Genomic DNA, 23,153 nt, shown 5'->3' on the forward strand with positions numbered 1-23,153 from the left:
TTATTATAGGAGGTAGTTTGTGAAACTATTATCAATATTATCATCAGCATTTTCTTTTGGTGGTTTTTGTGCACCTAGTTCGCTAGCGTGCATTTCTCCCGCAGATACTAGTGTATTAATTTTAAATAAAGATGATATTTCTACGTTTAAAATTTCTAATAGCGTATTATATGTTGACAAAAATGAAAAAAATATCAAAAAATCGGTATATCTAAAAATGGCGATCAAAAATCCAAATTACTCTAATTTTTTCTTAATGTTAGCGCAGGATAATGGAAATAACTTTATGGTTGTTGGTGATGATTTTGCTATTCCAGAAAGCGGAAAAATTGAAAATTATACAGTTGATATATTTGCTACTCAAAGCAATCAAAGTTTTATTGGTAATATTCAATTGTTTATTTCACTTTCATTAGATGAAAAAAAAATAGATTTAAATTCGATTTCAAATATAACCACAAATGGTGACAATTCAACATATATAAATACAAATAATATTGTTGAGACACAAGAGTCAGTGTCGACACCTAATAAGAACAAGGTTTTAGAAGAGGTAGACAAGTACATGTTAAATCCGAGAGTTGGTCAACCAGACCCTAGATGAGTTGAGAATAATAATTTACTTTTACAAAATAGTGAGAGTCTATCATTTTCATTTGACCAAGAAAAAGATAATGACACAAGTTTATCTGAAAAATTTTATAGTATAACTATAGGGGTAACAAAAAATAGCAATGATTTTACATTGGGAACATCATGTAAAATTAATGTAAGATTAATAACAAGATTTAAAGAAATTAAAAGAGATATTTTTAAAGGTTTTCATGAGAGAATTGGTTCTAACTGGTCTACAACAGATCCTTGAAGCGACCAGGATAATGAAGTAATGCACAATGCGCAATTAAATTTAAGACAGTATGTAACAAAACAAGATATAGTAAATAATAATAATGGTGTTACTAAGGCATTTGCTAATACATATAACAATATTAAATTTTCTATTTCAGGCGAGTTTACAAATGTGCACGCATATAAAACACAGGCAAGTAATGTTTATTTTGATATGACTGATATACAATATAATCAGATATTTTCAGAAATATCAATTGATGATGATGCCTATCATGGTAACGACCACGGTTCAGGTACATTAATAATAAGAATAAAAGTGGATGCAAACAATGATTTTTATTATGCATGGTCATGTACTATGCATGTCACTGGGTATGGTGGTAGCTATTCTCATACAGAATTTAATGTTGACATTAGTAATCTTTCCATTTCTCTTAAATAGTGCATATTATAATGGATATTTTCTTACATATAAAACCATAAAAATATTTAATTATTAGTAAATAATAGAAAATATTGAAAAAAATAGTAAGCTCAGATAATAAATTTTCTTTGATTATATTATAAATAAAAGGCAACTTCATCTTAATTTCTAATATAGGTGTGTAATTATAAACTTAATAAGTCTAATTTTGTGATATCTTTTGTTACATTTAAGACAAATAAAGTTTATATTCACAATATTTGCTAATACATTTAATTTAGGAATAAAATAATATAAAGGTGCAAGGGCTATAGAAATGAGAAAAATGTGATTAAAATACAAAATTTAACAAAAACGTATAGTGGTAAGGTTGCCAATTCAAGTATAAATCTAGAATTAAATCATGGGGATTTTTTAGCAATTATTGGTCCAAATGGTGCGGGTAAAACTACCCTTATTCGCCAAGTTATGGGTCTTATTAAACCAGATTCAGGAACTGTTACTATTGATGATATGGAGACATGAAAAAACACACACAAACTTTTACAAACTGTTTCATATATTCAAGGCGAAACATATTTTTATGATCATATGAAAGTACAAGAATATTTTGATTTTTTTACAAAAGCAAATAAGTTAATTGATTTGGGTTATTTAAATGATTTAATAGAATTTTTTGAACTTGATAATACAAAAAAAATAATGGATCTTTCCAAAGGGAATAAACAAAAAGTAGCAATTATTGTAGCTTTAATGACAAAACCAAAATATTTGATTTTAGATGAACCAACATCTGGGTTAGACCCAATTATGCAAGAACAATTTTATACATCATTAAATGAATTAAAGGCTCCAGAAACAATAATTATTTATTGCACACATATTATTAGTGAAATTGCAAAAGTCTGTAATAAAGTCGCTTTTTTAAGAAAAGGAAAAATTATTAAGGAAGAAAACATTGTTGGCCTAAATGTTGAACAATTAGAAGAAATGTTTAAGGATTTATATAAGATTAAAAAAGCTGGTGTCCATAATGAAGACTAAAAACAATATTAATAATAGTCCATTGATTTGGTATGGAATCAAACAAACATTAAAATTAAATAAAGGTTTGATAATTTTCTTTAATATTTTTTGAGTATTTATTGTCACATTTTTTGCGGGTTTTTCTTTAATTATTGGTGCTTCATCACAAAATGTAACAGCATTTGGACTATCTTATGTTATAACTCCTGGTAATAGACTTGGTTCTGAAAATATTATTGCCCCATCAACCGCGGTTGGTTATCTTATCTGTAGTACGCTTGGTCTTTTGGTCTTTTCAATCTTTTCCATTGCTATGCTTAATAAAATATTATTTTCAGAAATAAAAAATAACAAAATTACAATTTGGCTTTCAACAAATTTGTCAAGATATAAAATATTTATTGTTAAATTTTCTAGTGTATTTATTATGAATGTAACAGCGGCTGTGAGTGAATTAATTCCTTTATTTATTATTTTATTGTGTTGTAAAGATGTGCAGTCCATTTATTTTTTCAAAATAATTTTTCAGGAATTAAACTTATTATGAGTTGTTGCTTTTGTAATGTTATTATTTACATTAATATTTTTTTATAAGGAAAGTAGATCATTACTAAATTCATTATTTTCTATTTTTATTGTAGTTGTAATTATTCTTTATTTTATCCGTTTAATAGCAGCTCAATATAGCGATAATAACAATTCATCCTTTAATAATATTGGACAATTTGCTCAAAAAATTGATATCTCAAATTTAATTGTTGATTTATTTCAAAAAAATGATGATCAAAAACAACTAATATCAACAGATAATGCTAATAAAACATATATTTTTGGTTTGAAGAAGGTTAATGCGTTACATTATATTTTATTATTTTTTAGTGTTAATGGTTTAAGTTCATTAATGTTTTATTTGAATATTAAAATATTTGCTAATCGTGATTATAATATTTAAAAGTAAGTTTTAAAAAATAGGAGAAAAAATGACAACCAATAACTTTAAAAATATCTTCTTCATATTTAAAAATTCAATTTTTGCTAACAAAAAAATAATTTTTCTTATGACTTTTATTTTATTTTTAGTAACTATCCTTATACTAATAATTCCATATTGTGTAGTATTAACTTATCCAAATCATGATGAACGAATATTTATATATAATTCATTTGCTTTTAATAAGACATTGAATAACACGAGTTTTAAAATAGAAAAGGGAGTTAGTTATTATTTAACCTATTTTCTTTACTGTACTCCTGATTTAGTTATTTATGGGGCAATATCATTTACTTTAATTCAACTTTTAGTTATGTCAGATATTCGGAGTGGTAGAATATCTATTGTTTTTTTTCTGCCAATTTCTCGAAAAACTATAATTACCACAAAAATATTTACAATAATATTTCTTATCCTAACGATGATGGTCCTACAATTTTTATTAACCATTGGTGTGGTTAAGGTATTATATAACAATTTTGGTTCAGAAGAAATTAAAAGAGTGTTCTTATCTGCAATTAATATGTTTGTTATTAACATTTTCTTTGTTTTATTAATATTAGCGGTTTCTTTTCTAAACTTTAAAAATTTAAATATGATCGCTGTGACAATAACAATTTTTTCAATCCTATTTCTTATCTTCTTAACTACAGAAATTTTATTACTTTTCAACGCTAATAGTAAATTAGTGAATTTCTTAACAAAAATTGATTTAAGAGGATATATGGCCATACCAGCGATATCTGATTTTACATCAGAAAATGCAATTGCTTATAAGATTGGTTGAATCTTTCCGTTTAAAGACTTTGAGTATTTAAAATTTTCTCTCTCTGTTTTAATTTTTTCCATTCTCGATGTTTTCTTATTTATGTTTGTTGTTTATAAATTTAATAACCGTGATTTTTCTATTTAAGAAAATAATGCAAATAGAAAAAATTACTCTAAGTGGATTGGTTAATCTAATAACCTTCTCCATTCTTTCTTTTTAAATTATAATTTTGACGGTGAGTTTTATGGTATAATTATGATAGGTATTTTATGGGTATAAAGAAAAAAATTCTTATGTTATCATTAACAATTCCTGTTGCCAACACAGCAGATGTTTTTGCGTGTAAATCTGGTGAAGCATCTACATCGCATACATTAGCAGAAAAAATAGCTAGTATTAATTCAATTAATTTAAAAACATTAAAATCTGCTGGAATAAAACTTAAAAGAAATTTTTCTGAGGTTTCTTATAATGATTTTTTGAATTATTTAGGTATTCAAAACTTATTTCCTCAAAATGGTGACTCAACAACAGTGCTTCAAAAAGTCGTTGATAATATCGCAACAATTGATATGGCAAATCAGTTTTTATTTGATATATCATCAAAAATTCCTGCCTATGGCTGAATTAATCAAAAATTACGTTGACAAACAAGTTCTTTTGGTCTCACAGATTTCATTAGTTCTTCAAACTCTCATAAAGATTTTTATAATATAGTATCTGGATGAATGAAGAGTACTGAAGATTGGTCGTTATCTGTAACATTTTTAACTTCTGATAAAAAAGGATGAAAACCATCTTTATCAAATAGTAAAAGTGATTATCCAGAATATGCTAGAATAAACATTAATAAAAAGGCTTCTTTTGATGAAAATGGAATATTAGACCCTTTAAATTCTAACCCTGGAGCAACTCATAAATCTGTTGATAATACAAATAGAGCATTTGAAGCCATACCTTCTGATAACGGGGATATATATCAAGGATTATATTATAGTTCTGGTTTAATTGATGTCTCTAGTATATATGAATCTGTTGATGATTCTAATACAATTTTTCCAACAAATGTTGTCGACCTATCAATTACAGCTTTTGACTGGGTAAATAATCTTTCACAAGCTAACTTAAATACTGTCTTAGAAGATCGTCAAAAGGCAATTGAGGATAGATTAACAAAATGGTTTGAAGCCCATAATATTTATTTAACAGAAGATGATTATGATGGTACAAAAACTTTGTATAATACATTTAGTAAAATTGGAACAAAGAGTTTTATGATTTCTCAGATGCAACAGCGTCTTATCAACCAAGTTAACCTAGAATTGGACTATACAGTTTTAAATCGAAGCATTTTATATAAAAATAATGACTCACTTTATAAAGAATGTTTAACATCTTTATCAAAAATATTTAATAATATTAAATATGGTTTAAAACAAGCACAAACAAGAGATGCTGGAGATAGAATTTATAAATACGATGAAGATATTTTAGAACAATTAACAAAAGATGGCAATAAAGATCTTACAAAAAAAGCAACTGATCAACTTAAAGATGATGATGGGAGTGATTTTACTGTAAAGTATTTTATAGATAATGCTGACCGATTTTATTCACTATCTGAAGGAGAAAATCTATCAACAAATCAAATTGCATCAATTATGTCGTTAGTTTCTGCTGTAATTGGAGATAAGACTATTCGAGAATATGTTCTTCCTGACTTACAAAATCAACAAAAAACAGAAATAGATTTTAATGGTGAGAATCATCAATTAACTTCATCAATGAATGATACTTATATGTCAGATTCTGCTTCATTAAACTTAAAAGATATTTCACAGAATCCAGGAAGTTATATGGATAATTTTACCCCACTAGGATTATCTTATGATTTAAAATTTGTATTTTATTATTATACAACAGGATACAATCCCTCAGGTTCAATTGCTGGAGGTGTTGCAGAAAAACAATTATTATACTATGACCCAGATAAAAATTGAGGGTCCTCTGGAGATAAAAGTTCAATAACAACTCAAATATTTAGAAATATTTTTGCATATACAAGAATATCAACTCTTTTACCAAATATATTATCATATAATAAAAATCAAACCTACTTTTCTTCTAATCTTAACACCGATAATGCATGAACATATTTTAAAAGCAAACTTAAAGATGGCGAAACTATAAGCCCTGAGGATGTTTTTGGAGTTGCAACTAATGAAATTAATAGTAACTTCTTTAATGACATTTTTGACTCAAAAAATAGCTCGGCAAAAATTAAAAATTATTCTTCAAATCGACCACTTAAAGAATGGTCAAATCCAGGTGGAGGTTTTAGCCAATTGCCCACCCCTTATTCTGATCAGGCTTTTGCCTCAATGTTTAAGAAGGATCTTTTTGAAGTTAAAGCGTTCGCAGGTTCTGATGGAAAATCTTATAATGGTTTAATAGGACTATCTAGTGTAAAAAATATAGATGAATTAACAAAAAGTTTAAGTTCTGCTAATGATAGTTCCTTTATTTTTGGACAATCAAATAGTTATGGTGACGTCTTAGAATCTGCTAAACAATGATATAATTATGTAATAGATGAGAAACAAAAAATTGCCAATCCATTCTTAACATTTAAAGCAGGAATATCTGACAATAGTAATTTTGTAACTTCATTATATAATGAAGTTAGTGATGGAACAAACCCATATTGGTCGTTTGTTAATCCAAAAAAAGGGGTGTAGTTTATGATTGGGAAAAAACTATTAATTAGCATTTGTGCATTATCACTAACAGTTGCAACTGGAGCTGTTGCTTTTTCCTTTACTCATAATGAAACTCCACCTTCTAATGCAAAAAAAGAAACAATTGGAACAATTGATGTTGACTATAAATTTTCATATGACCCAACTAATAAAGATAATCCAATAACTGTAAATGAAGATGGTGTTGATTATTGAGGACAGCAATTAAAAAATTTAGTAGATACAATCAAAGATAAAGAAACTAATTCCTCTATTTCAAATCTAGGAATTTCATCTGTTGGTGCAAAACTTTACTATAAAGATAATATGGTAAAAGAATCAGAAAATACTAACGATATTCCCGATAAAGAAATTGGACCAAAACTTTGAGGAGAAATGGATAAATTTATAAATAAAAAGGAACCAACCGAAAAGTTTAAATCAACTACAAAATTTAATTTTATTTTAAAGCAATTTAAAGGGGATGCTGACCTTTTTTATGCAACTAGTTATATAACTTGAGATGGAGATACTAAATCTGGAACAAACACGCTAAATGCTCATATTTTACGTGGTTTTAATACCTATGATTTTTTCAATTTTAAACAATTAGCATCACCTTCATTAGATGAAATTTCAACATTTAAATTAACAACAAGTATTAGTTTCTATGGAAATATTATTCCCTCAATTGAACACACAGATACATCTTATACTAGTCAAGTGCATTTAACCGATGATGGCTATACATATTCATGAAAAAATGTAGATTCATATTTTAGAAAAAATCCTGATGTATGAGTGGAAATAAGTAGTGCAGTTTTAAAAACAACACAAGCAGATATTTCACAACTTCAAGAGGCGAGTGATATGTCACTAAAATTCCATAAAGCAATTAAAAATAATGATGGCACATATAAATTAGGAGAAGAAATAACCAATCGAGATGATAATTATAAAGATGTTGGTAGTGATTATGGATATTTTTATATCTCATTAAATTTTAAAAACGAATTTAAGGGAACATATAATATGTTAGTTGATACTGTTAAAACAAACAATCCATATAATCTTGATATTTTAAAAGACCAAAAATTCTCAGGAGATACAACAATTAAGGTGTCGTCAACATACAACATTTCAACAACATTTACAAAAAATCGAGAACAACACGATATTAAAGCAACAATCGATACTAATTGAATATCTGGGGCTATGATAAATAAAGCAACAGAAACAAAAACCAATTTAGTAGATTCTATTGTTTCACAACTAAAAGATGATTCTGTTAAAAAAATATCAAAAGTAATTGTCACAAAAATTGAGACAAGTTATAAAAGTGACAATAGTTCTGTTAATAGCGATTTACCATCAGATACAATAACATGAGATAAATCAAAATCTAATAAAACAGATCGTAATGTTCTTTCTACTTATTTAACCGATGCTGTTATTGCTAAAGCAAAATCTCAAGAAATTGATAAAACTATTTTGCCAGGAAATGAAGATATTGATTACACAAGAATTGATGATGATAATGTTGAAATATTGCCATATATTAGAACAGGAGAACAAACATCTTATACAACAGCTTTCGATAATTCAAATAATTTGAAAGCAAAATACAATCTAATGTATAAAAGTGGAGATGAAATAAATATATCTAATGTTTACTCATTACAAATTGAATATAGCAACCCATTCTCAACTATTGTTGATGATTCAATAAAATATTATAATTCCTTAATTGGTGACTTTAATAATAATCAGTTATTATCTATGTTTGACATTGAATCTAATTCAAAAACAATAGAAGAAATGAAAAGCAAATTGAAAATAAATAATGGAATTGTAGGATATAAAAATCAAATATTTGATAGTGTACAAAAAGTTTACACCAAATTCTTTACTCAAGCAGGGATAAATCTAACCCAAAAGGACTTGTTAATTGACGGATTATTTTTAAAAAATCACAATTCTAATAAGCCAGAAGATATTGATGACCAATTTGACCTTCAATATGGATATGGATTAAAAAACTTAAATATTGTAACAAAAACAACAGAAGAAGATGCAAAAAATACTCGATCTTCGGGAGACGAGATTTATATTGGAGTTAGTGTAAATAATAATCTAACAACTAATAATCCAATTTATGGAATAACATATATTCCAATTACAGTATTTGTTAAATAATATTATTTTCAATCTTTTATTTGCCAAATATCAAACAAACACCATTTTTTCATTATTTATTACTTAAATTTAAAAAAATAACTACTTTTTTGCAAAATTTGTGTTTTTGTTTGGAAAATGTTTTATAATAAAAGTGTGTTTTATTATTGCTAGCAATTATGTTAGCTTTCAAATATTTTATCATTTAATATTTCAGTAAATATTTAAAAGAGGTTTTTGTGCATAATTATTGTTCTAACAATTATCATATTAATCATTTTTTATTATTTTTTATTTGAATCACACATACAAATAATAAATATAAAAAATTTTATTATAGAAAGGAAAATACATGGAAGTAGAAGAAAAAAAACAAGTAGATGAAGAAAATATAACCATGGAGGGTTTGGACAATACTGTAATTTCGCAGTTACAAAATCTAATCTCAAGAGAAGGGGATATTGTTAGTCGAAGAAGCAAGGGTATTGGAACATACTTAGCAAAAATTGGTTTTAAATTTCATCTTTTGAATCAAAAAAGACAAGATTATTTTTTAAGAAAACCATTGCTTGGGTATTCAATAAAAAGACTTATTTTTGCGATGATAACATTTTATTTAGCGATCGCAATTGTTTATATTATGATAAGTAGTGTTGTTTCAAACTCAACTATCATGCAAAATGTTGACCTTAAAGAGTATTCACAGGAGGGTGGTGTTGGTGGCCCTAAGTATATGGAAATACTTAACGGTAAAAAAAATGCAATGGGTCTTGATTTACCATTATTCCAACAAGTCTTAAACTGGTGGTTAAACATATCATTTATAATACCATTTAGCTATGTTAATGGTCATTATGTTCACCAATGATTCTATTTAGGAACAGTATTGTCTACAAACATATCAACTGAGGGTTCAAGTGTTTGAGATACTTTACGTGAATCTATGCCAATATCATTTAAGATAGGTTTTTTAGGATTTTTAAGTGCATTTACAATTGGTATTCCCTTAGGAATATTATGTGCAAGATATAAAAATAAATCACCAGATAAAGTAATAAATACTATTTCAATCTTTCTTCAATCTGTTCCCGCAATAATTGTTGTTTCAATTGTCTTTGTTTTAGCTGTGTCTGAATGAAATGCTAGTGCTACTTATGAAACAGGTGGGTTTTCTACAAAAATATATGCATTTATTACGATGTTTATACTTGTTCTCCCACAAATTGTAATTGATGTTAGACGTTATGTTGTTGATGAAATGACAGCAGAATATACAAATTTTGCAAAATCAAAAGGTTTAGGTAGCGGATATATATTTGTTGTCCATGTCTTTAGAGTTGCTGGTGTTAGAGTTTTAAGAATAGTCCCAACTGCATTAATATTGAGTTTATTTGGATCAAGTATTTTAACAGAAACATATTGAAATGTTCATGGTATGAGTAGATTAATATTATTGGGTGTTACTTATAGAGATCTATATATTTGTTTGGGCTATATTACTATTTCTGCAATCTTTGGTATTATAACATCACTATTTGCAGATCTTTTAACTGCTTGATTAGACCCGAGAGTTAGTTTAATAAAATAGAAGGTGAAGATAATGAAGAAAATATTGGAAAAAAATATATGAGAAGAATTATCTTCTCAATATAATGATTATGATTTATATAAAGAAAAACAAATTGATAAAGTTGAAGAAGGAAGTAAATTTGATAAAAAGTATGATGTTTTGTTCAAGGTTAGAAACTTTGAAAAAAAAGATTCTGAAAAAATAAGTGGCACAAGATATAATTATTGAAAAGCTGTTTTTAAATCTGTTATGAAGTCAAAATCCTTTATTGTTTGTTTACTATTATTAATATTAACCATTTCACTAGCAATTATCATTCCATGAGGTAAACCAGCTGGGGCTGACTCTTTATCTGCAAAACCAGACGGTGATTTAAATCCTGAAGCTCCATCAAGTAAACATATTTTTGGATTAGGAGTTTATGGGGATGATTATTGAATTCAAATGTGATATGGAACTAGAACAACGTTATTATTTACATTGTTTGTTGCCTCAATTCAAATTTTTCTAGGAATTTTTTTGGGAAGTATTTGAGGTTATTATCGAAAAATTGATGTTATGTTTATAGAGTTTACTAGATTGTTAAATATTATTCCAACAATAATATTATGATTGGTTATTATATTTGTTTTTAATTCTTATTCAATTGCTGTTATTGTCTTTGCTGTGTCGATTACTAGTTGAATTGATTTAGCAAATGTTATTAGAACCCAAATTATTTTAATTAAAAATAGTGAATATAATATTGCCAGCCATACATTAGGTTCAAGTGGACCAAAAATTATTAAAAGAAATATTTTACCAAAAATTTTACCAGTTGTAACACAAACAGCATGTTATGCTGTTCCAATGGCAATATCAATCGATGCAACACTATCATACTATGGATTTGGTTTTGTTTCTCAGGTTTCATTAAAGAATGCTAGTCTTGGATCAATTCTTCAACAAGTATTTCAAGATGACTTTTGAAAGCAATATCCACACTTATTAATTTTCCCAGCTATATTTATTACTGGTATTTCTTCATTATTCTTTATAATGGGAAAAGTATTTGCCGATTCACTAGACCCTAAAAATCATAATTAGAAGGAGATTTAAAATAATGAATTCAAAAAAAATATTGTCATTTAATGGAATTGAAACTCAGTTTCAAGTTAGAGGACAAATATTAAATACAATAAGAAATATAGATTTTGATATTTATGATAAAGAACTAGTGGCAATAGTTGGAGAATCTGGTAGTGGAAAATCAGTATTGACAAAAGTTATTACAAGTATGATTGATAACAATGGTTATGTAAAATCTGGTAGTGTAAAATATTATCCAACACAAGAGGCAAGAGATGATGTTGAAACAGGATTTAGAGAACCGATTGATTTCATTGATCTTCACAAGGCTGTTGTTTCTAGACAAACAAAATTAAATTTTGTAAAAATTATAAGTAAACAAATAAAATATTTACAAAAAGAAATTAAAATTATATCAAACTTAAATAAAGAATTAATCGAAACTAGATTAGCAGTTTTTAAGGAAAAACTTGATATGTATATAAAAAGACATAATCTTAATTCTAAAAAATCAGATTCAATATATAAAAAAATGGAATCAATTAGAGAAAAAATTTCAAGATTTGTATTTTTAAATAAAATTACAATAGATGAAGAATTTAAAGAAAAAACTATTCTAGAATTAAATCTAACAATTGAAAAATTAAAAAAAGAAATTATATACTATCTACCTTTTTCAAATGAAAAGAAAGAAATCTTAAAAACAGCTGCAAGTATTTATCAAAAATATATTTCATCTAATGAATATGATGTAGAATCTTTAGATGATTTGTCAAAACAAATTCAATCACAAGATTTTTTATTTAATTGAGAAAAAGAAATAATAAAATATAATGATGAAATTAAAAATAAAAAAGTTGATATTGATGAATTATATATTATAATCAATAAATATGGTTACCTTGGAAATAAAAAACATAAAAATATTCGAAAAGGTAAGAAAGAAATTCAAAAATTAAGAGGAGCAACGGTTGCTGTTATTCCCCAAGACCCAATGACAAGTCTTAACCCATTACTATCTGTTGGCTGACAAATATGTGAGGTTTTAAGAAAACATTCTAATATGTCCAAAAAGCAAGCGAGATTAAGAGCGATTGAACTTTTAGAAGAAGTTGGTATTGCTAATGCTAAAAAAAGGTACAAGGATATTCCTGGAGATTATTCTGGAGGGATGCGCCAAAGAGTTGTAATTGCAATCGCTCTAGCTTGTATGCCTAGAATATTAATTTGTGACGAACCAACGACAGCTTTAGATGTAACTGTTCAATCTACAATCTTAAAATTAATAAAATCATTACAAATGAAACACAATTTTACAACAATATTTATTACTCATGACTTGGGAGTTGTTGCAAATATTGCAGATCGTGTTGCTGTTATGTATGCTGGCCAAATTATTGAATGTGGAAAAACAAAAGAAGTTTACTATAATCCACAACATCCATATACTTGAGCTCTATTATCTAGTTTGCCCCAATTGGGAGAAAAAGGTGAAGACCTTTATACAATTTATGGTAACCCACCAAGTTTAAAAAACAAAATTATTGGTGATGCATTTGCTCCACGTAATGAGTTTGCATTAGATATCGATTTTGTTCATTCACCACCAAAATTCAATGTTAGTTCTTCTCATTGAGCAAGAACTTGGCTTCTTGATAAAAGAGCTCCAAAAATCAACGTTCCAAAAAAAATAGAATTACTAAAGAAAAAAATGAGTAAATAATGAAAGGTTTTATATAATGAAAACAAATAAGAAAATAGTTCTTACAGTTAGAGATTTAGAAGTGATATATTACTCTAGAGGAAAAGCCTTTAGAGCAGTTAAGAATGCTAACTTTGTTGTTTACAAAGGTGAAACCTTGGGAATAGTTGGTGAATCTGGAAGTGGAAAAACAACAATTGGAAGAACAATTGTGGGAATTAATAAAGCAAGTAGTGGACAAGTTTATTTAAATGCTTCTTTAATTGCTGGCCGTGAACCAAATTTAAGAAGATTATATAACAAAAACTTAAAACAGTTAGATGAAATATGAACAAATATTAAGATGTTGCAAAAATACTTAGTGAAAGTAACTAGAACAATAATAAATGTTGATAATACATCAACAACAGATGCTCTAAAAATATTTTCATTAATTAAAAGAAGAGTAAATTATTTATTTTCAATAGCAACAGATATAATTAATCTAATTAATAATCTCTATGAGATGTTAGACAGTTTAAAAAAATACGTTATTGCAATAAATGAATTTAAAATGCGCCTTAATGAAAAAGAAATGACCTATTATGTAAATAAAATTGATTTCTTGATTGGGTCAATTGCAAAAGGTAAATTAATAATCAATGATATGTATATTGCAACAAAAGAAATATATACAATTGTAAAAGAAAAACAAAATGATAACGCTTTAAATTTTATTGCAAAAAAATTACTTGTTATTAGAAATACAATTAATGCTTTTGATAAACAAAAAGCAGAAATGTTTGGGGTCTTTTTTTCAATGCAATGATTATTTGAAACAGATGAACAACGTAAAAAACTTAAAGACAAGTTTATAAAAAATGCAACTATTGATAATGCAAAAGCTGAAAAATATAAATTAGCAATTGATTTAATTGATAAATTTGATTTAGAGATAACAAATATATGAGATGTTATTGCTAATGCTATTTTAGAAAAAAAAGATTTTGTTAAAAATAAAAAGCAAGAATTAGAAAATAAAATAGCCTCAAAAAACCTATCAGATGAAGAAATTAAAGTTTTAAAAGACGAGTATGAAAACATAGTTCATAATGAAATTAAATCAACAAAAGATAAAAATATTCATAAATTAATTCAGATGATATATCAAGACCCTGGGAGTTCGTTAAATGAGAGAATGTCAATTCGAGATATTTTAGTTGAGGGAATTTCAAACTTTCCAGAATTATATAAAAACGAGGGAGTCTATAATGCAACGATTTCTGCTCACAACGAATTACTAAATGACGATGAAAACAAATGAACAATCGAAGACATTAAACCAGCAGATGCATTAGATTTTCTAGTTGATAAAATGATGGATAGAGTAAACCTTCTTCCCGAACATCTATCTAGATATCCCCATGAGTTTTCTGGAGGACAAAGACAAAGAATTGGAATTGCAAGAAGCTTAATTATGAAACCAGAATTAATTATTGCAGATGAACCCATTTCAGCGCTTGATGTTTCTATTCGAGCCCAAGTTTTAAATTTAATGAAAAAATTTAGAGAAGAACACAATTTAACATATATTTTTATTGCCCATGACCTTTCGCTAATGAAATTTGTAGCAGATAGAGTTTTGGTTATTTATAAAGGGGATATTGTTGAATCTGGTAATTCTGAATTATTATTTAAAAACCCAGTTCACCCTTATACAAAAGCACTATTAAAATCTGTACCATTACCAAACCCAGATGATAGTATCATTGATAGGGATATTGAAGACTATGATGCTAAAAAAGAACATTATGATTATTTATTAGATTTACCCAGAGTTTATGAAGTTGAAAAAGATCATTTTGTCTATTTTAACGAACGTGAATATAATCAATGAAAAAACTCTAGAAAGGAGAAAAAATAATATGAAATATAGATTTAAAAATAAACTAGCAATATTTTCTACCTTCGGATTTTTAACAATGTGTTCTAGTAGTGTTGTTAGTTGTCAACAATCAATTCACGATATTGATGTAAGAAAGAATGATCCAAATACTTATGCTTATTATTTAAAAACTAACTTAAAAGCACCGTCACCATTTCTTAGTCAATCATCAAGTGATTTTTATATATTTTCAGATTGTTTTGCAACAATAACATCATTTGACAATTTTGGAAGAATTCAAGGAGATTTGGCAAAACGTACAGGTCAATTGATTAATTCTAAAACAAATCAACTTGATGATGACAACGATGTTAAACAAGCATTTTCAAAATCTAGATATGTTGGAGATCATAATAAGGAATTTTCTTATTGACAATATCATTTTAGAGAAAATTTAAGCTGAAGTAATGCTGACGGGGTTAAACAAGCAGAACTAAATCCTTCAGACTTTATGAATGTTTGTAAAGCTGTTATTTATAAAGGCACAGGTTCACCAACATCTTCTCTGTACACAAAGTTCATTAAAAATGCAGATAAAATATATGCATATTTTTCTGGTGGAAGTGATGCATATGTCTACACGTATACAAACACTCCAGAAAATGGTTGTCCATATTTAATTTCTTTAACTCAATTAGATGCAGCACAAATAAATGCTGCTGGAGTAAGTTCAGAGCCAAAAGAAATTATTAAAAGTTATGATATAACAAAAGATACTAACAATAGTTGAATAAATAGCAGTATATGAAATTATTTGGGTGTCACATATAATGATGAAAATAAAGAAGTAACAACAGATGCTGGTAAAAAAATGGAAGCTAGAACTTTAAATATTTCAATGGAATCTAAATGTGATTATTTTGAGTCAATTTTAAGCTATGCAGCTTTTGCACCAACTTCTTCTCATATGTTAGGAAATATTATTAGAGGCACTTCTATAAATAGTGATTTATTTTCAAAAAAATTATGATATAGTGGTGCCTATCGCGTAACAGGGTATAAGGTTTCTTCATATATTAATCTACAAAAAAATGATAATTATTTTGAAGCTGAAAATACTAAAATAAAAAATCTAAAATGAATAATAACAACAACATTAACATCTTCTACAGACCAGAACTACTTTGAATCTGGAATAACTTCACAGTTTAACATATATTCTACAAATGTAAATGCATGAAAAAAATATATTGGAGATGATTATGCAAAATCAAATTCATCTGCAATAACTGAAATGTATGATCCCAATTATCCATATTCTTGAGGACTATATTATAATTATAATTTTAATTCTCAAAATGCAGCTTCTCCAATTGGCAAAAAGATAGATGGAAAAAGTTCAAATGTAGCTTTAATCTCAAATATTGTGAGAGCATTTATACAAACAAATTTAAACAGATCTACATATGATAAGGCATTTAGTAACCTATATGATAAATCGGGGGCCAGCGGTAAAAAAATAACAAATGGTTCTTCTTGAGAAACTAACACACTAACCGGAGATGGGCTTTCATATGATAAAAACAATACAGATTATGCTACATATGTTCAAAAAGAATATGAAAATATAGCGAATGGTGGGGGGTATCGTTCTGATGCGCCAACTAATAAAGCAAGTGATGAAGCAACTTTAGCTGGTAACTCTAAAGCTGTCAAAGGTAGTGATGCATATTTAAATAATGATGCTCTTTTAGGAAATATCGCTGACATGAATGGGGATCAAATAAAAACACAAGCTCAATTGCTTAAGGCTGTGCAAGATTATATAAGTTATGAAGCAAAAAAAGGTGATATTAAACTCGTTAATGGAAAAGTTCAGTTTGATTGATTAGCTCAATCAAATTTAAGAACTTTCAAATATTTAGTGGCAATGGTTTCTGATTTTAATGACATCAAAGGAAATCCTTTAGAAATTGTCTTAGATGGAACAGCAGACACAGATATTTATAATGCAACATTACAAAATGGTGGAACATCATTTGAATTGTGAGGATGAGGACCCGATTATAGTGACCCATCAACATACCTAAATACATTTTCACTTGGTGGAGATATGACATCTTATTTAGGTTTACAATCAATCTTTACAAATACTTCAACAACATCAAGTGCAAAATTTGCTTTAGATGCTGTACAATTGTCTAATGGTAAAAAAGCGAGTGATATTATATATAATAAAAAAAATGAAAAAACAGTTGATAGTAATACATATAAAGATAAAGATATAAGTAGTATTACAAAAGCATTGGGATTTGACGCAAAGCAGTTTGGGTACTTACAAAGTTCTCCTTACTGAAAAAAATTTATAATTGATAACACCGAATATTCTAATAGTGTAAGAGCTGTTAATGAACAAGGAACAGAGGGTGTAAATCCATTTGGTGATTACACTGTTTCTAGTGATGAAAATGGTGGCAACTTTGTTAATAAAAGATTTAGTGGATATGCGGTTTCAGAATCAAATGCAATAATGCAAGATTTCTTATGATTACCTTTATATAGATATTCAAAATATGTACCATCGTTGAGCTATATTTATCCATATCAAGGATCAATAGCATTATGTGGAACATCATTTTTAAGACATACTAATATTGATATATCTAGCACATTGATTAAAAGAAGTGAATTTAATTTAATTAAAAACGATTATAATAATAAAGCAAAAATAGCAGGAATTGATTATTCTGCATTCAGAATATATAGAGATTGATAGAGGAGAGAATTTAATATGAAAAAATTTTTAACATTACTATCCTCGTTATCTATGATAAGTTTGCCAACTTTATCAGCAGTTGTTGCTTGTCGCGCAAATAGTGATGAAGACACTAAAATCCTTGATTTATATCATTTGAAGGAGTTCTTTTATAACCCAATTTTAAATATAGATCCAGTAAAAGAACTAACACAAGATATTTTTGAGAGTGAACTTATTGTAAATTTAAATACTAATGTAAATAAAATTGTTGTTAGTAAAACAGATTTAGTGTTTGAATACTTTGATGAAAAAGGGAATACATTATCTGATAGTCCTTTTAAGGGCAATAAAATTAAAATTAATGACGCTCAATCTTATATCTATTATAGTGTTAGCGCTACTAAAACAAGTAAAACCGTTACTGGTTCAACAAATATTTTACAATCAAGTATTTATTCATCAGATTATAATCCAAAAAAATAATTTATTCTAAATAAAAAATAAAGCATTTTTAATAAATAAATACCACTTTTTAACAAGTGGTATTTTTTTATATGTATTTTTGCTGGATAAAAATTATTTTATTTATTGTTGGTAAAGAATAGTACATTGATAAAAAAATAATGTATTTCTTTTTTTTTTTTTTTATTTTAATACATCAAACAATAAAAAAAATCTTTTATATGTACTTAAAAAATAAAAAAGAATGTTGTTTTTATTTTTTTTAAGGCTAAAAGATTTTATTATAAATTAAAAATCAATTTTACTATGTATTTTTTTAGATTTAGTTTTAACTGGCTTTGTTTTTTTTATTTTTTTATTAATAGCTTCACCTTTATATTTTTCTTCTAATTCCTTGGTTATTTTTGGTCTCAACCTTGCTTCAATCTCATGTGTAAGATCATAGGTTAATTTAATTCTCAATTGTCTTTCTAAGTTTTTCTTCAATTCTTTTTCTATTTGTCTTCTTTTTTTTGAATCAAAATCATCTTCTAGTTTTCCTTCAATTTCACCTTCAATATTTTGTTTTACTTCCTCCTCAACTTGTTGACGAATTTTTTTTGTCAAAATTTTTCTCGCTTTTTGAATTTCAATAGTCTTTGTTTTTTTAAGAATAAAATTAAAGCTATTTCATAATTCTGTTAATAAGTAGTCGAAAGAAAATACAACAAACATTACAGATAAAAAGTCAAATACTAGTGTTAAAATTGAAGCTGCTATATTTATATTTAAATCTCACATATATATAACAGATATAGTTGCAAATGCTTCACCGACAAGTCCATTAACAATTGATGCTATATCAAAATAAGAAGCCTTCTTAGCTGCTTTTTTAACTTTATAATTCTCATCAATATCCTTGGATCTTGTGCGATAGGAATATATAACAGCATAACATCCAAAGAAGATTGAAACACCATCTACCAATATTCACTCATAAGTTAATATATTACTCATCTGAGTATTGTATGCTGTTGATAAAAACAAGACAATAACACTCAATGCTCCAATAAAAAATCCTACAACTCCAAACATAAAGCTGAGAACTTCTAAAATAATAACTTTTCTATATCTTAAAAAGTTTCTATAATCCATATAAATTTTTGTCCTTTTTCTTATATTTTTTTGAAAAATATAAAAGTTATATTAATGTTAACACAAAATAATATAACACTATATATTTTAACTTATTTAAGGTCTTATTTTCTAAATTTGTACTGTTTTTAACCTATTTGAAAATAATTCTTGTCTTCCAAATTTTGCAGTTTTTTTACCATTTAGATTAACTAAATCTCCAGTAAAGCTTGTTCTTTTTCTTAATAATCATTCACCAACACCATATGTATCAACTGGGGCATTATTAGCCTCAAATTCTGCAATTGTTTTGGCATCAAAACCACTAGAAACAATTATTTTCACGTATTCAAAGCCATTTTGGTCTAAACTTTGACGTAAATTTTTAACAAGTTCAATACTTACTCCATTTATGTTCTTTTTTTTACTATTTTGTAGGCTTTTATCTATTAATGCTTTAGATGTATCAATTCTAACAGCTTTTAATTTATTTTTAAAGTTTTTTGCCAATAATAGTGAATCTGTTATGCAGTCATTATTATAATCAACAAGGCAAATTAATTCATTTTTAGGGTACATATTTAGATAAGCATCTGCAGCTTGGACAACATCTCCACCAAAAGAGGCGATTAAGGAATGGGGCATTGTTCCTGATAATGCGATATTTTCATCAAAAGAAGCATAATGTGCTTTTGTTACTAATTTATCAACACCACCAACATAAGATGCATAACCATCCATTAAAAAGGGGTGGAAAATATCAGCTCTATCAGCCATGTTTAAGACTAATTTATGATTAGCAGCCACACTTACTTGACGAGTATTTGTTGCAATTGATGAACATCTTGCCAAAATCCCGTCAAATAAACCTTCAAAATGACAAAAATCTTGGTATTTCCCAGTTATTTTTAGGACTGGTTCATTACTATTAATAGTTTCTCCATCTTCTAAATATTCAATTTTTAATGATATTTTTTGATATTTTAAAAATTGTAAAATATATTCAATCCCACATAATATAATATTATCTTCGCGTTGAAATCACTGCATTGTCACGGAATTATTTGGCATGTTTTCTTCGATTATCACCTTAGATTTTATAAAATAATCAGCACAATAATCAAGATCTAAAAGGTTTTTTTCAAATTTAAATTTAAACATTTTAAACCTCATCAATTTTTTTTGGACTTGGAGCTGGTTGTCGTTTGTGTGCAGATTTTTGATGAAGATCTTTTATTTTCTTAACAACCTCGGGATTAACTTCTTTTCCTTCTAAATAGTTATCAATTTCATTATATGAAAAACCCAATTCATTTTCATCTGTTTGGCCTTCGTATAATCCAGCAGTTGGTTGACGGTTGATAATTATTTCTGGTACATTTAAAATAGTTGCAATTTCTTTTACCTGTCTTTTTAATAGGTTAACTAGTGGTAAAAGGTCAACGCCACCATCACCAAACTTAGTAAAATATCCCAAATACCATTCTGGTGCATTATCTGTTCCTAAAACAAGATATTTTCTTGTTTGTCCAACACCATATAAAACTGTCATTCTTAGTCTTGCTTTTGTGTTTCCTTTTGCTAATTTTGATAAATCAAAACCAGCATTTTGTTCTAAAAATAGGTTATAAATTTCTTCAATATCAATAATTGTGTTTTTAATTTTATTTTTTTCGATCAATTCTGCAAAACACTTCTGATCTAATTGTGATGATTGACAAGGCATATAAATTCCTAAATGATCATTTGGAAAAGCAAGTTTTGCTAAATTAGCGACAACAGCAGAGTCTATTCCTCCACTTATACCAAAAACAACTCCGCTCGCACCAGCTTTACTTACTTTTTCTCTAATCCATTCTACTAAATAATTTATATACTTTTCTAGCATTTAATCACCCCATATATTATATTATATATTTTTTAGCAAAGGTATTGGCATAAGAAAGGACTAATAAGAGTTTTTTTAGTTCAAAAGAAGTGTTTTTATTCTCAGATAGTTTCTTAAGATTTAATAAAATCTTTTGATTAAAATCATTTTTAACAGATATTTCCCGTTCTACATGCTGATAACTTTTTTTTAGATATAAGTAGGGGTTTTTATTTTTAATGTTTGTATCAAAATTAAAACAAACATAAGAAGTTAAAAGCACATTTTTATAGATTAGATAATCATGGGAAAATGGTGAAAATAATAATTCAAAGTATTGGATTGCTTGTAGGAGAACTTGATAGGAAGTTGGTGTTAATAAATTATCTAGTTTGTTTTGATAATATAAAAAATTATTTTTTACATAATTATTAACAATCTCCAACTGTGATTCAATTCTTTTTTGGTTTCGAAGATCTGTTGAACTTAATTGTGAATTTGAAAAATTAATAATTTCAAAATTGTATTTATTTGCAATTTCTTCATAGTTATAATTTTCACGTTTGAATATAAGAAATTTAACCATTTTTATTAATTTATTAAAATTATTTCACTTCTCAATATCTTTTAGAATATCCATACCGACAATAAATGTAAAGTCGTGTTCCTTATATTTTTTCTTTAAATATTTAACAGTCAAATAAGTAGGAGTTGGTTTTGCTCTCTTTAGTTCAAAATTAATAATTTTTACAAAATTTAGGTTATCACTAACCATTGTGATGATATCCAATCTTTGTTCTGGGGTTGAAAAGACATTTGTCTTAAAAGGATTTTGATATGCTAAAACAATTCAGACTTCATCAAAATTTAAGATATCTTTACATCAATTAATAATTTCTAGATGGCTTTTATGAAAAGGGTCAAAACTACCACCAAAAATTGCTATTTTCATCTGTTACTCCAATAAGTATATTTTATCATTATTTAGCTTTTTGTTGACAAAAAATCTGTCTCAAGGATTAATTCATATAAGTATTATTAATTATGATTATATTTTTCTTAGCTATTTAGAGAATCTAAAAAACCAAACGCAATCTGATTAATTGAATTTCTAAAAATTATAAATTCAAAAAAATTTCTTGTAATTGTAAAAGAATTTTCTTCTGTTAGTTTCTTTTTTCTTGCCATTTTGCTTAAGTACGATGTTATTTTTCTAATTATTAGTTCTGGATTAAAGATTTGGTTTGTTGCATATACTTGTGAATCTAAAATATATTCTATATACTTATCTTTTGGGATAATCTTGTTAATTAAGATAACTATTGCATCAAATTTTGCATTCAAAATTGTATTTATCTCACCGATGACAAAATTAACTTTCTTTTCAATATGTTCTTCTTCTAATGTTTTAAAGTATTTAATAACAATGAGTAAAAAACTGTAGTATCCCGATAGTAGGATAAAGCTCTTTATAAATTTTCGAAATTTATTATATACTTTTCTCTCAGGGGAGATTATTTTATATTTTTTATCAAAAAATTCTTTAAAATGGTTAAATTCAGATATCATTTTTTGGTAGTCAATATCATCACCCTGCACTGACAACAATATGCGATCTTGATTCCCAAAATAATTCTTAGTTTTATTTAGAAATGATAGTGATTTGTTAATAGATTTAATTCAATAACCATTTACCCTATGTAGATATTTAATATCTTTTCCAGCTAAATTAATTTTTGTAAAGTTTTCAATCATTTATCACACTATCTCCTTA

General features: G+C 26.7%; 17 protein-coding genes. 12 read left to right on the plus strand and 5 right to left on the minus strand.

Annotated elements, in window-relative coordinates; genetic code table 4:
- The first annotated feature begins 19 nt into the window (after positions 1-19).
- The 12 genes from AAHM97_RS02190 (at position 20) to AAHM97_RS02245 (ending at position 18,420) form a co-directional block, all read left to right on the plus strand.
- Positions 20-1,294, plus strand: coding sequence for a hypothetical protein (locus AAHM97_RS02190; protein ID WP_342269320.1), 1,275 nt, complete (start codon positions 20-22; stop codon positions 1,292-1,294).
- A gap of 309 nt (positions 1,295-1,603) precedes the next feature.
- On the plus strand, positions 1,604-2,320 hold the full coding sequence (locus AAHM97_RS02195) for an ABC transporter ATP-binding protein (RefSeq protein WP_342269321.1): 717 nt from the start codon (positions 1,604-1,606) through the stop codon (positions 2,318-2,320).
- Complete coding sequence (locus AAHM97_RS02200; protein ID WP_342269322.1) at positions 2,310-3,254, plus strand: hypothetical protein; 945 nt, start codon at positions 2,310-2,312, stop codon at positions 3,252-3,254. The genes AAHM97_RS02195 and AAHM97_RS02200 overlap by 11 nt, the downstream gene beginning before the upstream one ends.
- A 28-nt stretch (positions 3,255-3,282) precedes the next feature.
- The gene (locus tag AAHM97_RS02205) at positions 3,283-4,206 is read left to right on the plus strand and encodes a hypothetical protein (RefSeq protein ID WP_342269323.1); all 924 of its coding nucleotides are present in this window, start codon (positions 3,283-3,285) and stop codon (positions 4,204-4,206) included.
- A gap of 125 nt (positions 4,207-4,331) precedes the next feature.
- Positions 4,332-6,800: a hypothetical protein gene (locus AAHM97_RS02210; protein ID WP_342269324.1), complete on the plus strand. Its 2,469-nt coding sequence runs from the start codon at positions 4,332-4,334 to the stop codon at positions 6,798-6,800.
- Positions 6,801-6,803: 3 nt separating this feature from the next.
- Positions 6,804-8,996, plus strand: coding sequence for a hypothetical protein (locus AAHM97_RS02215; RefSeq protein ID WP_342269325.1), 2,193 nt, complete (start codon positions 6,804-6,806; stop codon positions 8,994-8,996).
- A 331-nt stretch (positions 8,997-9,327) separates the two neighbouring features.
- Positions 9,328-10,563 carry an oligopeptide ABC transporter permease OppB gene (gene oppB, locus AAHM97_RS02220; RefSeq protein ID WP_342269326.1) on the plus strand — a complete coding sequence of 412 codons (1,236 nt, stop codon included), beginning with the start codon at positions 9,328-9,330 and terminating at the stop codon, positions 10,561-10,563.
- Between the two features lie 12 nt (positions 10,564-10,575).
- Positions 10,576-11,631: an oligopeptide ABC transporter permease OppC gene (gene oppC / locus AAHM97_RS02225; protein ID WP_342269327.1), complete on the plus strand. Its 1,056-nt coding sequence runs from the start codon at positions 10,576-10,578 to the stop codon at positions 11,629-11,631.
- 16 nt (positions 11,632-11,647) lie between these two features.
- Complete coding sequence (locus tag AAHM97_RS02230; protein WP_342269328.1) at positions 11,648-13,336, plus strand: oligopeptide/dipeptide ABC transporter ATP-binding protein; 1,689 nt, start codon at positions 11,648-11,650, stop codon at positions 13,334-13,336.
- A gap of 16 nt (positions 13,337-13,352) precedes the next feature.
- Complete coding sequence (locus AAHM97_RS02235; RefSeq protein WP_342269329.1) at positions 13,353-15,218, plus strand: ATP-binding cassette domain-containing protein; 1,866 nt, start codon at positions 13,353-13,355, stop codon at positions 15,216-15,218.
- Position 15,219: 1 nt separating this feature from the next.
- Positions 15,220-17,955 (plus strand): hypothetical protein, encoded by a 2,736-nt coding sequence (locus AAHM97_RS02240; protein ID WP_342269330.1) that lies wholly within the window; start codon positions 15,220-15,222, stop codon positions 17,953-17,955.
- Between the two features lie 15 nt (positions 17,956-17,970).
- Complete coding sequence (locus AAHM97_RS02245; protein WP_342269331.1) at positions 17,971-18,420, plus strand: hypothetical protein; 450 nt, start codon at positions 17,971-17,973, stop codon at positions 18,418-18,420.
- 267 nt (positions 18,421-18,687) lie between these two features.
- On the opposite strand, the gene AAHM97_RS02250 is transcribed toward AAHM97_RS02245, so the two are convergent.
- The 5 genes from AAHM97_RS02250 to AAHM97_RS02270 all read right to left on the minus strand — a co-directional run bounded on the left by AAHM97_RS02250 (position 18,688) and on the right by AAHM97_RS02270 (position 23,134).
- Positions 18,688-19,533 (minus strand): hypothetical protein, encoded by an 846-nt coding sequence (locus AAHM97_RS02250; protein WP_342269332.1) that lies wholly within the window; start codon positions 19,531-19,533, stop codon positions 18,688-18,690.
- A gap of 111 nt (positions 19,534-19,644) precedes the next feature.
- Positions 19,645-20,673: a nicotinate phosphoribosyltransferase gene (locus AAHM97_RS02255; RefSeq protein WP_342269333.1), complete on the minus strand. Its 1,029-nt coding sequence runs from the start codon at positions 20,671-20,673 to the stop codon at positions 19,645-19,647.
- A 1-nt stretch (position 20,674) separates the two neighbouring features.
- On the minus strand, positions 20,675-21,400 hold the full coding sequence (nadE, locus tag AAHM97_RS02260; RefSeq protein WP_342269334.1) for an NAD(+) synthase: 726 nt from the start codon (positions 21,398-21,400) through the stop codon (positions 20,675-20,677).
- 16 nt (positions 21,401-21,416) lie between these two features.
- The gene (gene nadD / locus AAHM97_RS02265) at positions 21,417-22,331 is read right to left on the minus strand and encodes a nicotinate (nicotinamide) nucleotide adenylyltransferase (protein ID WP_342269335.1); all 915 of its coding nucleotides are present in this window, start codon (positions 22,329-22,331) and stop codon (positions 21,417-21,419) included.
- A gap of 107 nt (positions 22,332-22,438) precedes the next feature.
- Positions 22,439-23,134 (minus strand): hypothetical protein, encoded by a 696-nt coding sequence (locus tag AAHM97_RS02270; RefSeq protein WP_342269336.1) that lies wholly within the window; start codon positions 23,132-23,134, stop codon positions 22,439-22,441.
- Positions 23,135-23,153 lie beyond the last annotated feature (19 nt).

The organism is Spiroplasma endosymbiont of Aspidapion aeneum (assembly GCF_964031045.1).
GTDB lineage: Bacteria > Bacillota_I > Bacilli_A > Mycoplasmatales > Mycoplasmataceae.